Genomic DNA, 14,390 nt, shown 5'->3' with positions numbered 1-14,390 from the left:
GAATCTACCAACCGGCTAGCGAAGGACATGAATAGGATGGGACGAGGATACAGCTTTGAAGTAATGCGGGCCCGACTTATCTATGAGAAGCAAGCCCGTAAGCCGACAACGAAAGTGCGCGGCAGAAAGCCAAAGTCCTTCCTGCCAGAAAAAGTCATGTATCGCTTCAGCATGGCAGACGAGAACGTCAAGGCCATCGAGTACGGCCCACATATTCCAACCCTGTGCGACCTACTGGAAAAGGGCTGCTTTTCCTAACCGCTCAACAAAATCCTAGAGTCAGGCGGTGGGGGCTAAAACAAGGTTTCCACACCTGGTTCCGGATACCCTTTTATTATTGAGGTCTATGGTGACTTCGCGTTCTTGCGCGGGGTAAATGATACGGGTACCGCTGATGGTTACACTGGCTAAGCTGCTGGTCGAAAGGCTCAGTAGAAGAGCGGTAAATACAAACTTGCTACGCATTGTCATAATATCTGAGTTATCCATTCAATGGTCATATGTCTTTGATTCATATGACAACTTCGAGAGCAATTTCAATAAACTCTAGCTAACTTACTGATAAATCATGTTGTAGACCAGTGCGCTGGTTACTTTACCGACGCCAACATTCCCGGTTGCCAAATAACTTGCTTTGTAAACAAAGCTAACCTCTCCATTGTTGTCAATTTCTTTGAAAGGATTATCTGCTACCAGATTGGTATTGAGGTCGAGCCGTGCTCCTTGATCATTAGTAATCGCTACATTTATGTTTTCAGCACCACCTGCGGATGGCAAAGTAGAATTACCCAATGCGCCAGTGGGTGCGTACACATTATTCGATTCAAAAAACGGACGTACCATCAAGCCAGGCGTGCAGTCTTGCAATGCAATAGTGAAAGGTGTCTTACCTGCTTCGACGCCAGGACTATCCAGTTCTGAAAGTAGTACGTTTGGCAATGTAACCGTGCCATCACCACTGCCACTGCCATTAATCGAGAGGTCACAAGATTGGTCTTGCACCAATCCGGAGAAATGAATCGTGCCGTCATCCGCGCTGGTAAACTGCGCTGAAAGCAGACTTACCCCTAATGTAATCGCAGAGAGCGTATATCTCATAGCCAGCAACATCCATGTTGAAGATTCATCCTCGTACTGCCCTGCACAACTCACTGCTTGGCGTTGTGCAGTTTGCTTTGAACAGTACTCTATAGGCCACAACCACATTCATGTAAATTCTGCTTAACATCAATAAGCATGAACATGGACCAGTTGTTCTCTTACTTGTACTCTATGCTGTACACCAAGGAACTGGTAACCAAACCAACAGTTGCGCTGTTTGAACTATTATTCACAACGCCAGAGACTGCAGCGTTGTAGTAGAATACTGTTTCTCCATCCACTGAGACTGGCTTATAGGGATTTCTATCGTCTGCGTTGTATCCACCGGCATTCAGCGGTGTACCCTCTTCGTTATAGATCGCAATATGAACATTCTCAGCACCTCCATTTTCGGGCGGTGTTGTGTTTACTAAGAAGCCCGCTACTGTGTTATCCGCTTCAAAACGCGGCCGAACTGTCAATGCGGTATTACAATTTCTAAGTGCAATAGAGAATGGAGTTTGTTTAGCGTCGTCATGAATTGTCAACTCACTCAATGGAACTGGCGGTATGATTACCGTCCCATCGGAATAGCCATTGCCATCTACTGACAAATCGCAAGATTCTTCGGTCAACATGCCGTTAAATTGGACTATCCCATCAGCCGAATATGCAAAACCAGAACCAATGAATCCAAAACCCAAAACCGTGCAAGCCAAAAACTTTTTCATAAAAACCTCTTAATAGTCAAACAGTATGTAACCAATTTCCAGTGTGATTACTGCCAAGGTTTATCTGTATTGAAGTGTGTAGGTCAACGCGCTGCTAACGGCACCCGAAGTCGGATTTGCAGCTGCTGAATATTGGACATAGTATTCAAATACCGTCGACCCTGAATCGGATATATCTCGGAAAAAGTTTACGCTTTCGGGATTCGTTCTCAAATCAATTGATTCATTATCTACGTTCAATATCTCCAGTTCTACGCCAGACGAACCGCCGTTGGTTGTTGACACTGTGTTTAGCAGGTAGCCACTTGAAGGGTTTACATTTGATGACTCGAAGAACGGCCGAACCGTAGCTCCAGGCATACAATCAGAAAGAAGCAATAAGAAAGATGTGCTGCCGGCTTTTGAGCCTTCACCTGGCAATGCAGAGATACCCAACGTAGGCAGTGTCACCAAGCCGTTAGGGCCACTACCATTCACAGCCTGGCCTTGGGAAATATCGATATTGCAGCTTTCTCCAATTACGCTGCCTACGAAGTTTACGGTACCGTCCGACGCAGATGCGATACCTGCCGTCATGACGCCTACGCTGAATAAAGCTGAGCTCAATATAGTCTTCATCGTTCCCTCGATGTTTGAATTTTAGATTACTTGTAGAAACCCCGACATTGCTCTCGCGCTCTGTTACGAATTAAGCACTGCTGAGCAAATTCGATACTAGCCAATGGCCAAAGGCAAATATGTAGGAGTTTTCTGATGAGCCGCAGTGTAATTGAACTTCGAGTTAATGTACTTGAAGTAATAGACACTTTCGCAACTTCTCTTAAGGATGCGGAAACGTTCTGCAGGTGCTTTCTATTCAGCGCCTACTTACTATATATGTAACTCAACGTTTCATTTTAACCTGCGACGACAAATCTTGTTTATTACATTTAGGTGAATTTCAGCCAACTTATTGATGGTTGTGTAATTAATAAATGATAAATATCACTTATTTGAGTACCAGTACGCCCGACTTACCGCTCGGGTGATCGCGACATAACCAAGACGTTGCGCCTCATCGTTCATGGTTTGGTCGTAGCTGCTGCTAAAGAACCCGGAATATTGATACAGCGCATTGCGCAATGGGTAGTGCATCGGAGTGGCGCCGTCGTCCAGAATGATCGCCACTTGCGCTTGCAGACCCTTGGCGCGGTGGATGGTCATGCACTTGACCGGCAACTCTTTATCCAGCTGGGCATTTATGCGCTTTAGCGGTTCATTGCGCCGGCTGAGCAACAACACCGCTGTGGCTTCAGTGGAGTTACGTTGCGCGGCATAGTCGCACTGCTGGGTAATCTGCTTGATCAGTTGCGGCATTTGCTGGCTAAGGTCGAATCCGCGAATGTGTTTGAGCCCGTGATCATCAGATTGGGCCTTGCGCACGGCCGTTGCAGCTTTATCTTGCTTGCAGGCCACTGCCTGCAGATAGTTCTGCGCATCCTTCACAATGGGGGCGATGGAGCGGTAATTGGTTTCCAGCATCAGCACTTGGCTTTTGCGGGTTTTCGGTTTGCACGGGAAGTGCACGTCGAAGTTCATGAACAATTCAGGCGAGCTGCCGCGCCACGCGTAAATCGACTGCCAGTCATCACCAATGGCCATCAAGCTTACGGGCTGTTTATGAGCGCTTAAGTGGCGGTGCAAGGCTTGGAGCCACTGAACGATTTGCGGGGAGATGTCCTGGAATTCATCGACCAACAAGTGGCTGTAAGCACTGGCAGCTGACTGCACAGTGCCCTCCTCCGGCGCCATAAGCATGGCACTGAGCTGAGCAAATGCGCAGTTGAAGGTCATGAGCCCCTGAGCCTGTAGAGCGGCCATGAAATAGCCGTTGAACTGCTGCAAGGCTTTGATAAAGGTGCGCTCGTGCTCTGCGCATTGCAGTTTTTGCGGCTGGATGTCGGCAATCGTGATGCCGATGCTTTCAATAAACTGCGCCTGAGCATAAAACGCCTCAGGCAGCGGCGCGGGCTTGAACTCGCCATTGAGCTTGAAACCAGCCATGGGCGCCTTGCCTGGCGCGTCTGTTTGCTGCGGTGCTGGCAGTTGCAGCAGTGAATGAACCAGTTCGCGGAATTCTGCAACCTCTGAATAGCACTGCTGATAGGCATCATTGAGAAGATTCAACTGTGCTGATTGCAATCTTGCGCCCGTTAGCGGGTTATCCAGTTCACCAGCGCTGGCACCGCGCGCGCCCAACTGTTCAAACCATTGCGGATTACCCAACGAGGCCTTGGCCATAACGCCCATTGCGGAATGGAATGTGCGTACGGTTGCGCGGGCTTGTGCTGCATCGAACGGGTATTGCCAGAACCGCAGTAGCTTAATCAGGCGCTCACGCAGCTCTGCGCACGAGGCGCTGGTAAACGAGATGACGCAAAGCTTGTCTACCTCTATGCCCATATGACAAAGCATGAACACAACGCGCAAGACCAATGTGGTCGACTTGCCTGAACCAGCGCCGGCAAAAATACGCGTGAGCGGGCTCTCACAGACAATCATCGCCCACTGTTCGTCTGAAGGCTGGCTGATCACGCCAGCTTGAACGGCGGCAGCTACCTTGTCACGCATGGCTTGGACATGGGCCGGTGTAATGTCCATGGGCTTTGCGGAGTAAATGCCGGGTGTTGCGCGCTTTCGCCCGGCACTGGCTGGCTTAGTTTTATCCGTTACGGCTTTGCTTGCTGAAGCCTTGACAGATTTCTTGCCCGTACGCGGTTTTGAAGTTGGCGCTAATGGACTGTGCAGAGAACCTTGCTCACGCAGGTATTCAGCCGTTCTTGGGAAGTAACGGGCTAATGCGCCGGATAAACGAAACCTGTAGCGCTTGACAGCAGAGAGCATTACCAACGTCCATCGGGTAGATGTATATCGTTGATATCATATGTTTTTTTAGGCTGCTGCGGGAAATTTGCAGATACGCGAAAGTGTTTGTGGGGGCGCTGCGACTCAAAAACAAAAGCCCCTTATGCGTGGTAAGGGGCTTTTGTACACGGGATAGGGATTACGCCCGCTCGATAGCCAGCGCTACGCCTTGCCCGCCGCCAATGCACAAGGTCGCAAGGCCTTTATGGGCGTCACGCTTGAGCATTTCATGGAGCAAAGTCACCAGTACCCGACAGCCGGATGCGCCAATCGGATGGCCGATAGCAATGGCACCGCCGTTGACGTTGACCTTCTCTGCGTCCCATTGCAGCTCTTTACCCACCGCCAGCGCTTGCGCGGCGAAGGCTTCGTTCGCTTCGATCAAGTCGAGGTCAGCCAAGGCCCAACCCGCTTTGGCCAGGCAGCGTTGCGTGGCACTAACCGGGGCAATTCCCATGATTGCCGGGTCTACACCTGCGTTGGCATAGCTTGCGATGCGCGCGAGTACGGGCAAGCCCAATTTTTCGGCCTTTGCCGCGCTCATCAACATCACGGCAGCCGCGCCATCGTTGAGGCTGGAGGCATTACCGGCGGTTACGCTGCCGTCTTTCTTGAATGCAGGGCGTAATTTGCTCAGGCTTTCTGCGGTGGTTGCGCCTCGAGGTTGTTCGTCAGTCGCAAAAGCCACTGGCTCGCCTTTACGCTGCGGGATCATCACCGGGGTGATTTCTGCAGTGAAACGGCCCGCCTCGATCGCCGCGCTGGCCTTGGCCTGCGATTGAGCGGCAAATGCATCTTGCTCTTCACGGCTGATAGCGTACTTGTCGACCAGATTCTCGGCGGTGATGCCCATGTGGTAGTCATTAAATGCATCCCACAAGCCATCGACGATCATGCTGTCGAGCATTTGCGCGTGGCCCATACGCAAACCGGTGCGTGCGCCCGGCATTACATAGGGCGCCATGCTCATGTTTTCCTGGCCGCCGGCAATAATCACCTCGGCATCGCCACAGCGGATGGCTTGCGCGCCCAGGTGCAGCGCTTTAAGGCCACTGCCGCAGACTTTATTGAGGGTTAGCGCCGGCACGGCGTTGGGCAGTCCCGCATTGATTGCAGCCTGGCGCGCGGGATTTTGCCCTGCGCCTGCGGTCAACACCTGGCCCATGATGACTTCGTCTACTTCTGCGCCGTCGATACCGGTTTGTTCCAGCAGCGCGCGGATCACCACTGCGCCCAATTCAACGGCGGGTACTTGCGCCAACGCGCCCTGAAAACTGCCAACAGCTGTACGTGTGGCGGCGACGATGACGACATCCTGAATGGTTTGTTCGGTCACTTGTGATTCTCCGTAGACTCAGGCGAACTGCATTTCTGGCACGTGATCCGGCACGATCAATTTGCCGGCCGTCTTTTCAATAATCTCCTCGACGCTCACACCGGGTGCGCGTTCTTTGAGGATGAATGCGCCATCGCTGATTTCAAGGTAAGCCAGATCGGTGAGCACGCGCTTGATGCAGCCAGCGCCTGTGAGTGGCAAGGAGCAGCGCTCCAGCAGCTTGGACTCACCATTCTTTGAGGCGTGGGTCATGGTCACGATGATGTTCTCGGCCCCTGCGACCAGATCCATCGCGCCACCCATGCCTTTGACCAACTTGCCCGGCACCATCCAGGACGCGATATTGCCGGCGACGTCGACTTCGAATGCGCCGAGTACGGTGAGGTCAATGTGGCCGCCACGAATCATCGCGAATGATTCTGCGGAGGAAAAAATTGAAGCACCGGTGCGCGCTGTAACCGTCTGCTTGCCGGCGTTGATCATGTCAGCATCGATTGTGTCTTCAGTCGGGAACGCGCCCATGCCAAGCAAGCCGTTCTCGGATTGCAGCATGACTTCCATGCCTTCCGGCACATAGTTGGCGACCAGCGTCGGGATGCCGATGCCAAGGTTGACGTAAAAACCATCTTGCAGCTCACGGGCAACGCGCTGCGCCATTTGTTCGCGGGAAAGGGCCATTTCTTATCTCTCTCTTATCTGAAATATCGCGGTTTCGACGCGGGTGATTAGCAGCGCACGGTGCGTTGTTCGATGCGTTTCTCGAACTGGCCAAGTATCACTCGGTCGACATAGATGCCGGGGGTGTGAATCTGGGTAGGCTCCAGCTCTCCCGGTGCGACGATTTCTTCAACTTCAACCACGGTGATCTTGCCCGCAGCGGCCGCGAGCGGGTTGAAATTCTGTGCCGTGTGGCGATAAATCACGTTGCCATACCAGTCGGCCTTCCAGCCTTTGACGATGGCGAAGTCGCCGACGATAGCGGTTTCCATCAGGTAATCGCGGCCATTGAACTGACGCGTTTCTTTGCCCTCGGCTACCGGCGTACCGACACCCGTTGCGGTAAAGAACGCAGGAATGCCAGCGCCGCCGGCGCGCATTTTTTCAGCCAGGGTGCCTTGCGGTGTGAGTTCGACTTCTAGCTCGCCGCTGAGCAGTTGCTTCTCAAACAGCGCATTTTCGCCGACGTATGAAGCGATCATTTTGCGGATCTGGCGGTCTTCGAGCAGTACGCCGAGGCCAAAGCCATCGACGCCGCAGTTGTTCGAAACAACTGTCAGGTCGCGTGCGCCCACGCGCTTGATTTCGGCGATGAGATTTTCAGGGATGCCGCACAGGCCAAAACCACCGGCGATGACGGTCATGCCATCACTCAATCCAGCCATTGCCTCTGCGTATGAGTTAACGCGCTTATCAAAACCTGCCATGTGCACTGTCCTCTTTATTATTGGGCCGCAAGCGGCTGTATGGTTTGAGTCTCGGCGCAATAGCGTATTTTGTTAAGTTGATTTTTAAGCATGATTAATTAGATAATCAAAACAATACGATCTCAGGAAAACACAACGGATGACCATCAAACAGCTGCGGGCCTTTTTAGCAGTGGCGCAAAGCCTGAGTTTTGCTCAGGCTTGCGAACGGCTGCATTTGTCGCAGTCAGCTTTGAGCCTGACGATCAAGGCGCTGGAAGACGGCCTCGGTGGGCGCCTGTTCAGCCGTACCACCCGCAACGTCAACCTGACGCCCGAGGGCGAAGCGCTGCTGCCAATGGCACGTCGGCTGCTGGCAGACTGGGAGAATGCCGAGGAACAACTTCGCCAGCGTTTCACCTTGCAGCAAGGGCGCGTAACCCTTGCTGCCATGCCCTCCTTCGCCTGCAACTTACTGCCCGATGTATTGATGAATTTCCGGGCGCGCTACCCCAACGTTAACGTAACGGTGAACGATGTCATCAACGAGCAGGTGATTGCGATGGTGCGCGACCGCGAAGTGGAGTTGGGCATTGCCTTCGAGCCGGATGGCGATACATCGTTGCAGTTCACCGCGCTTTACCGTGACCGTTTTATCGCCGTGGTGGGCACCGATTCACCCTTGTCAGCGCAGCACACCGTCAGTTGGCCCACCCTTTTGCAACAGCCGTTCATTACATTGCAACGGCCTTCTGCCGTGCGGGTAATGCTTGAGCAGCATCTGGCACGCCACGCAATGCAATTGCCGGTTGTGTTCGAGAGCCATCAATTGGCGACAGTGGGCCGGATGGTTGCCAGCGGCCTTGGCGTGAGCGCGGTGCCGGCGTTGTGCAGGCAGCAGATGCGCGAGTTGGGCGCGCATTGCCTTGAGCTGGAAGCGCCGATTGTCGAGCGAAATATCGGCATTCTTACCAAACCGGATAATCAGCTCTCAGTGTCAGCGCAGGCCTTGTTTGACTCTTTACGGGCAATGCATCTGGCCTGAGTTGCATTGCCAGACTGCAGCAAGTCGGCTGGCGAGTTCACCTGCGCCAGCCGATTCAGCGCGTATTTACCAGGTATAACCAGCACCGATCAGGAAGGTGGTTTCACCTTTGGTATCGATCAACGGGCTGTCGGCAATATCGCTGTCGTAATGCTCGTAAGCCAGCGAGGCGGTGCCGATCCAGTTCTTGCTGATGCGGTACATGGTGATCAGCGAGACCATTGGTGAAACCGTTGCGCCGGTCGAATAGCTGGGGCGCTCGAAAGTGGCTTCATCGTCCGACACGCCACCAAAATAATAATTGGCCATTTTGCTTGAGCGCCAGACAACACCCATTCCCGGCATCACCAGCCAGCGATCATGCAGCCAGGGGAAGTCAGCCCAGAGCAGCATTTCCTGGCCGTTACTGGTGCCAGTTATATCCGTCGATGCCCGGGCGGTAAGCAAGGCATACGGGGTAATAATGTTGGCGCCTAAACCTGCTTCAAGCTGCGAGTGGCGTTTATCCATGCCTTCAAACTCGTGTTCATCGTCCGGGTCAAGATTGCCGAAGCGAACACGGCCATAGGCGAATGCCGCGAAGTTTTCATTTCGGTGAAAGTAATAACGTCCCCGGTCGCCGACATACAATAAATCGTCGCCGAAGTAGACAAAGCCCGGAATCACATAACCCTGGCTGCCCGATGCTTCGTAGCGGGCACTTGTACCGAGTGCGACGCCGCCGACAGCAAAGCCACGCGGAATCGGCGATGTGTCGTTATCTTCGGATAACAATTGCAGCGAACCGAGCTCAACGTCGGCAAGTGCAGATTGTGTGGTCATTAGCGCGCCCATACTGGCAGCAATCGACCACATTGCGATTTTGCGAAGTGCACTTACCATCAAGAATCCCCATGATGTATTCGAAGAGTCGAATCTTTTGTATTTGGCTACTGTCTTAAGGTTGGTTATAGCTGCTAGCCAAGTTATTGCTTCATTCCTTTCGCAGGCTCACAACTGGTGAGTCGATTTCCTCAACAAAAATAGCATTAATTAGCTGTTTGTATGGCTTAGGTGAACGCTATTTACTGTTGCTGAAACGCTGATTATTGGCAGTCGTTCGGTTCACGTTGCAGCGACTTTGTTTAAAAACTCACGGCCAGCCCCAGCGATAAGCCTGAGAGGTTATCGCCCAGTACGTGACGCACGACCAGGCGTGTGCGCGTAATAAACAGGTCATAAGCACTTGAGTCGAACTCAAGCCCAACACCGGCTGTGGCCAGGCGGTCAAATCCCAGCACTCCACGCTGGTCGCCAAGGTATTCCGAGTAGGAAAACTCAAGCACATAGCGCAGCGGCCGGTGCATGACGTTGAACGGGGTTGGCGCCCGCCAGCGTGACCATAGATTGGCAGTTTCAGCATTGGCACTGCCTTGCACCACATCCGAGCCGCCGATGCTTTTGAGATGTATGTAGCTGTAGCGCAATTCGAGGTCGACTTCATACTCAGGGCGCACACGTTCCCAGTCGATCATCATTGAACCGCCCAAGCCGGCTGCACTCATGTGGCCGTCATCGAGAAAGTCGATTTCCTTGTCGAACTGACTGTTGACGAATATCCGCGCGGTGTTCAGGTCGCTGGTGACATAGCCGAGCGATACGTTGCCGATCGGCCGTAACACCACCTCATCAGACAACGGGAAGTCCCAGCCGATACCACCTGTGGCCGAAACCGAGGTCCATTTAGCGGGCACCCTGCGAGACTCGTTACCGGCTGAGGCGACAAACCTTGGGTCGTAACGGCTGTAAGCGGCTGCACCTTCGAGGTACAGCGGCAGTTCTTTGCTGATGGTGGCGCCGCCACCGAACTGGGTCATGTTGATTTCAGGATTGCCGGCGCTGTTGTCATCCACGCTGATTGAGCTGGAGGCCAGATCGGGCACGACTGAGTAGGCCATGAGCGCCAGAATACCGTTGGCGCGATCCTGAATATTGCCCTCTGGGAGTATAAAGCCTTCTGCAGCTGCATCTGCTGCCAAAAACATACCGATCAACGGAACGGCATAGCGAGCATGTGGCATGAAACGACTTCCCTGTTAGAAATTAAGCATCATTCTAGACGCTGATCAGCCAAGGGTAGTGAATCTCATGTACTTTTGTTGCCCGCCTCTCATCGCGCGTAATAGCCCGCGAAAATTATGGCTTTAGCGAGCAAATTACCGGGCTAGCGATAGCCCTCCTCAGTCAACGCGCCATCGGTAACCTTGATGGTCTGAATGTCTTCTTCAGTGATGCGGGTCTTTTTCCAACTGCCGCGCGCAAACCAGCACAGCGCAATTATCGCCACCAGAATGTTGGTGACCGGAAACGACCACCAGATCCCGGCCGAGCCAAGGGTGGTGTGCTTAGCCAGAACGTAGGCCAACGGGAACTGGATCATCCATTGCGAGACCATGGCAATAATCATCGCGCTGAGCATGTTGCCTGACGCCCGAAACGCCGACACCACGCACAGCTGAACGCCGATTCCTCCCCAAGCCAGACACATTGTGCGGATGAACTGTGAGCCTTCACGTATCACCGCCTGGTCGGTTGGGGCAAATACCGCAACGATCAGCGGCGCCAGCCAGTATGCAATGCAGCCCACCAGCGTAAGGGCGGTAAAACCGTAAGCCGTGCCGAGCAGAGTAATGGTTGAAGCGCGCTGGATATTTCCGGCGCCGATGTTCTGCCCGACCAGTGTCGAGACGGCCATCGACAAGCCCATGGCCGGGATCATCACCACCTGCAGCACATTCGAGCCGATGCCGTATGAGGCAATGGTTGTGGTGTTGAAACTGGCCACCAAGAACGACATCACGATCAGCCCGAGGCCGCGTGTCGACAGTTCAACTGAACCCGGAAAACCGAGAAAAAACGCTTTCTTGATGTAATTGAAGTCAGGCTTGAAACCGTTCCATTTGAGCTTGATGCCATGCCTGCCGCGCAGAAAAATAATCATGCCGATGCACGCGGCAATGCCCTGCGTCACCAGCGTTGCCATTGCCGCGCCCATCACGCCGTGCCCTTTGAACGGGCCGTAGCCAAAGATGAACAGCGGGTCGAGGCCAAAATTGAGGATAACCGTGGCCAATACGATAAACAGCGGCACGCGGGTTTGGCCGACGCCGCGCATCAATGACTGGAACATCACATAAATGAAGACGAATATCACCCCGATAAACGAGACGCGCATGTAACCGAGTGCGCCCTCCTGAACCTCAGGCGTTACGCCAAGCAGGCCGAGCAAATGCGGAGAAAGGAAATAGCCGAGCGCCCCCAGCACAACCGAGGTAATAGTCACCATTAACATCGACTGCGCGGCCACATGGTTGACCATGTCTTGCTTGCCGGCGCCCATGTATTGTGCCGTGAGTGTGGCGCCGGCCATCGCCAGCCCCGAACCCATGGCGATCACGAGGAATGTGACGGGCGCGCTGACGGCCACAGCCGCGATGGCATCGGCGCCGACACGGCCGACCCAATACGCATCGGTGAGTTGGTAACCTGCTTGAAGAATGTTGGCGAGAATTATTGGAAATGCCAGCGTTAACAATGCACGCGGAATCGAGCCATTAATGAAAAGATCTTGGCGAGATTTAGCCACATGGACTCCTGTCAGCACCGATGGGATTACGCGGTTTGGGTCAAAGTGTAGATGCTGTTGGCAACCGCCAAACTGGAAATAAACCGCGGCACATCAGCAACACAACGACAGGGGCGCGTAGTGATGGGTGAACCACGGTTATTTATCATCCGCCAGATTCGAGGCAGACAGATGTTGATCTGCCTCGTTGCGTTGCTCAGTCCTGCATCTCGCTCAATTGCTTGAGCATCGAGGTGTAGTTAGCAACGCCCTGCGCACCCGTGACCAGATGCCGGCGATTGAAGATAACCGCAGGCACGCCGGTGATTTGCTGCTGGACCCAAAACTGCTCGTTCTCGCGCACCTCATCGGCGTAGCGTTGATCCTGCAAAGCGGCCAGCGCCTGCGTCCGGTCCAGGCCAATTTCAGCGGCGATATCGGCCAGCACGTTGATATCGGACAGATTACGGCGATCGGTAAAATGAGCCGTGAACAGCGCCATTTTCAGGTCGTGTTTGCGCCCGCCCTGCTCGGCCCAATGCAACAATTGATGGGCGTTGAAGGTGTTGTGCATGCGCATGTCTTCGCTGAAACGAAAATCGATTCCCAACTCATTACCGATTTCGGTCATGCGGGCACGGTTTTCTGCCGACTCGGCGTCGGTGCTGCCGTACTTTTCTTTGATGTGCTCGCGCAGATTTTGTCCCTCGGCGGGCATTTGTGGATTCAACTCAAACGGCTGCCAGTTAATTTCATAGGCCGTACCGGTGGCTTGCAACGCCTGAGCGAGTTGCTTGTAGCCGATCACACACCAGGGGCACATCACGTCAGAGACAATGTCGATCTGCAATACAGGGGTTGAGCTGCTCATAGTGGCTCCAAAGCTTTTATCCAAACACTTGCGTCATAGACTGCCACAGACCGGTTTAATTCACCGGCGTAGTGGCGAGGTGCTGATTGCGTGAATAGCGCGTCATGCCATCAAAACGTTTTGCAAAGCACGTACAGCTGAGTCAACGCGTGCCGACGCCAAGTAATTGTCAGCTAAGCAGCATTCATGCTGCGACTGAAACGATCAGGTCAAACCGGCCATGCGCTTCAACCGCTCGATACTGGCAGGTTCTTCATCCCGTTGTTCTGCCGCAGCCAGACGCATGATTACCTGCTTGCGGCGGATTTGGGTCTTGGGCAGCGCGTAGACCGCGCCAATCAACTCACGCAGCGGCATTGGCAACTGCCAGTTAACCTTAAGGCTGTTGGCAAAATTCTCGCTGAACAGGTTGATTGCTTGCAGCAATTCATCTTCATCCAGGCTCGAGCCACTGTTGACCCAGACCTGCGCATGATAAAGCACGCAGAGTTCGCCCATGCGGTGCAGCAACGCGGCGGTATGCAGCAGCGCCGGTTCTTTATTGCACTTTACGGCCAATGCGACCGCCTTTTCAGCGAGCTGATCTGTGGCGAGAAGCTGGCGTCCAATCATCTCTTTAACCGGCCCCTCAGACTGTTGTGTAAATTGGCGCAGCGCCATACCGAGAGCGATATTCAGACTCGTTTGCACGCCAAGTTTGCGCAATGCCTCAAGGTGGCTGAGGCACGCACGCCCATCGGTGTTGTAGGCCGTACTGTTGGCTACCGCAACCAGCTTCGCGCACAGCGCAGGATCATGTTTCATCGACTCGGCTAATTTTCGCAGATCGAATGGCTGACCATCCAGATAGCTGAGTAATTGCGTACGCACCGTGGCAATCACAGGAAGGTCCAGCGCTTGAACAGGTAATGTGGCCAGATGCTCCTTGAAGCTTGTGCTGTGCGCAGGCGAGCTATCTGTGACGGTATCGGCAGGCAGCAGTTTGCTCAGGCAGTCGAGCACATGACGCACCTGAAACGGCTTGGTGATAAAGGCACTGATACCCAACGGCCGGACGGCCATGATGCTAGACCGATCCGCCTGCCCGGTAATGATCACCAGTGGTGTAGTAGTGTCGGTTCGCCGGATCTGCTTGAGCAAGTCGCTGCCTGGCGCATCGGGCAGGCTCAATTCACTCATCACCAGTTGATAGTCGCCTTCGCGGTGCGCAGCAATCGCTTGGTGCACGCGGCTGAAAATATCGACTTTCAGATTGGGGCTAATGCTCAGGATGATCTTTTCTAGAACCTCCGCGTTCCATGGGTCGTTATCCAGAATCATCACGCGCATAACATTTCCTTATCAGCCTGAACTCGCACCTTGCACCTGCAACCACTCAACACACTGCCCATTTGCGCTGTGTTTAGCGCAATAACG

At 53.6% G+C, this 14,390-nt stretch carries 13 protein-coding genes and 1 pseudogene; 2 read left to right on the top strand and 12 right to left on the bottom strand.

Annotation, left to right across the window (positions count from 1 at the left end):
• Positions 1 to 258, top strand: a pseudogene (locus BM395_RS23450) (ISL3-like element ISStma11 family transposase); the annotation flags it as partial.
• A 297-nt stretch (positions 259 to 555) separates the two neighbouring features.
• Here BM395_RS23450 and BM395_RS11040 read toward each other — a convergent pair.
• The 7 genes from BM395_RS11040 to BM395_RS11015 all read right to left on the bottom strand — a co-directional run bounded on the left by BM395_RS11040 (position 556) and on the right by BM395_RS11015 (position 7,475).
• Positions 556 to 1,098 carry a fimbrial protein gene (locus tag BM395_RS11040; RefSeq protein WP_170860585.1) on the bottom strand — a complete coding sequence of 181 codons (543 nt, stop codon included), beginning with the start codon at positions 1,096 to 1,098 and terminating at the stop codon, positions 556 to 558.
• 161 nt (positions 1,099 to 1,259) lie between these two features.
• Complete coding sequence (locus BM395_RS11035) at positions 1,260 to 1,811, bottom strand: fimbrial protein (RefSeq protein ID WP_090511746.1); 552 nt, start codon at positions 1,809 to 1,811, stop codon at positions 1,260 to 1,262.
• Positions 1,812 to 1,871: 60 nt separating this feature from the next.
• Positions 1,872 to 2,429 carry a fimbrial protein gene (locus tag BM395_RS23160; protein WP_141124090.1) on the bottom strand — a complete coding sequence of 186 codons (558 nt, stop codon included), beginning with the start codon at positions 2,427 to 2,429 and terminating at the stop codon, positions 1,872 to 1,874.
• Between the two features lie 366 nt (positions 2,430 to 2,795).
• Positions 2,796 to 4,694 carry a DEAD/DEAH box helicase gene (locus BM395_RS11030; RefSeq protein ID WP_090511743.1) on the bottom strand — a complete coding sequence of 633 codons (1,899 nt, stop codon included), beginning with the start codon at positions 4,692 to 4,694 and terminating at the stop codon, positions 2,796 to 2,798.
• 160 nt (positions 4,695 to 4,854) lie between these two features.
• Positions 4,855 to 6,036 (bottom strand): acetyl-CoA C-acetyltransferase, encoded by a 1,182-nt coding sequence (locus BM395_RS11025; RefSeq protein WP_090511798.1) that lies wholly within the window; start codon positions 6,034 to 6,036, stop codon positions 4,855 to 4,857.
• A 33-nt stretch (positions 6,037 to 6,069) separates the two neighbouring features.
• Complete coding sequence (locus BM395_RS11020) at positions 6,070 to 6,729, bottom strand: CoA transferase subunit B (RefSeq protein WP_069899727.1); 660 nt, start codon at positions 6,727 to 6,729, stop codon at positions 6,070 to 6,072.
• Between the two features lie 47 nt (positions 6,730 to 6,776).
• Positions 6,777 to 7,475 carry a CoA transferase subunit A gene (locus BM395_RS11015; RefSeq protein WP_090511740.1) on the bottom strand — a complete coding sequence of 233 codons (699 nt, stop codon included), beginning with the start codon at positions 7,473 to 7,475 and terminating at the stop codon, positions 6,777 to 6,779.
• Between the two features lie 139 nt (positions 7,476 to 7,614).
• On the opposite strand from BM395_RS11015, the gene BM395_RS11010 reads away from it, so the two are divergent.
• Positions 7,615 to 8,499 (top strand): LysR family transcriptional regulator, encoded by an 885-nt coding sequence (locus BM395_RS11010; RefSeq protein WP_090511738.1) that lies wholly within the window; start codon positions 7,615 to 7,617, stop codon positions 8,497 to 8,499.
• Positions 8,500 to 8,565: 66 nt separating this feature from the next.
• On the opposite strand, the gene BM395_RS11005 is transcribed toward BM395_RS11010, so the two are convergent.
• The 5 genes from BM395_RS11005 to BM395_RS10985 all read right to left on the bottom strand — a co-directional run bounded on the left by BM395_RS11005 (position 8,566) and on the right by BM395_RS10985 (position 14,303).
• On the bottom strand, positions 8,566 to 9,321 hold the full coding sequence (locus BM395_RS11005) for a MipA/OmpV family protein (RefSeq protein ID WP_212633021.1): 756 nt from the start codon (positions 9,319 to 9,321) through the stop codon (positions 8,566 to 8,568).
• 302 nt (positions 9,322 to 9,623) lie between these two features.
• Complete coding sequence (locus tag BM395_RS11000; RefSeq protein WP_090511735.1) at positions 9,624 to 10,559, bottom strand: autotransporter outer membrane beta-barrel domain-containing protein; 936 nt, start codon at positions 10,557 to 10,559, stop codon at positions 9,624 to 9,626.
• 143 nt (positions 10,560 to 10,702) lie between these two features.
• Positions 10,703 to 12,124 (bottom strand): MATE family efflux transporter, encoded by a 1,422-nt coding sequence (locus BM395_RS10995; RefSeq protein ID WP_090511733.1) that lies wholly within the window; start codon positions 12,122 to 12,124, stop codon positions 10,703 to 10,705.
• Positions 12,125 to 12,320: 196 nt separating this feature from the next.
• Positions 12,321 to 12,974 (bottom strand): DsbA family oxidoreductase, encoded by a 654-nt coding sequence (locus BM395_RS10990; RefSeq protein WP_090511730.1) that lies wholly within the window; start codon positions 12,972 to 12,974, stop codon positions 12,321 to 12,323.
• A gap of 204 nt (positions 12,975 to 13,178) precedes the next feature.
• The gene (locus BM395_RS10985) at positions 13,179 to 14,303 is read right to left on the bottom strand and encodes an HDOD domain-containing protein (protein ID WP_090511726.1); all 1,125 of its coding nucleotides are present in this window, start codon (positions 14,301 to 14,303) and stop codon (positions 13,179 to 13,181) included.
• Positions 14,304 to 14,390: the final 87 nt, after the last annotated feature.

This window comes from Pseudomonas marincola (assembly GCF_900116605.1).
Lineage (GTDB): Bacteria > Pseudomonadota > Gammaproteobacteria > Pseudomonadales > Pseudomonadaceae > Aquipseudomonas > Aquipseudomonas marincola.
This window is presented reverse-complemented; position numbering and strand designations above follow the sequence as displayed.

Coding starts and splice junctions, on each gene's coding strand:
- BM395_RS11040 (WP_170860585.1), bottom strand. CDS start 1,098: ATGAGATATACGCTCTCTGCGATTACATTAGGGGTAAGTCTGCTTTCA.
- BM395_RS11035 (WP_090511746.1), bottom strand. CDS start 1,811: ATGAAAAAGTTTTTGGCTTGCACGGTTTTGGGTTTTGGATTCATTGGT.
- BM395_RS23160 (WP_141124090.1), bottom strand. CDS start 2,429: ATGAAGACTATATTGAGCTCAGCTTTATTCAGCGTAGGCGTCATGACG.
- BM395_RS11030 (WP_090511743.1), bottom strand. CDS start 4,694: ATGCTCTCTGCTGTCAAGCGCTACAGGTTTCGTTTATCCGGCGCATTA.
- BM395_RS11020 (WP_069899727.1), bottom strand. CDS start 6,729: ATGGCCCTTTCCCGCGAACAAATGGCGCAGCGCGTTGCCCGTGAGCTG.
- BM395_RS11015 (WP_090511740.1), bottom strand. CDS start 7,475: ATGGCAGGTTTTGATAAGCGCGTTAACTCATACGCAGAGGCAATGGCT.
- BM395_RS11010 (WP_090511738.1), top strand. CDS start 7,615: ATGACCATCAAACAGCTGCGGGCCTTTTTAGCAGTGGCGCAAAGCCTG.
- BM395_RS11005 (WP_212633021.1), bottom strand. CDS start 9,321: ATGACCACACAATCTGCACTTGCCGACGTTGAGCTCGGTTCGCTGCAA.
- BM395_RS11000 (WP_090511735.1), bottom strand. CDS start 10,559: ATGCCACATGCTCGCTATGCCGTTCCGTTGATCGGTATGTTTTTGGCA.
- BM395_RS10990 (WP_090511730.1), bottom strand. CDS start 12,974: ATGAGCAGCTCAACCCCTGTATTGCAGATCGACATTGTCTCTGACGTG.
- BM395_RS10985 (WP_090511726.1), bottom strand. CDS start 14,303: ATGCGCGTGATGATTCTGGATAACGACCCATGGAACGCGGAGGTTCTA.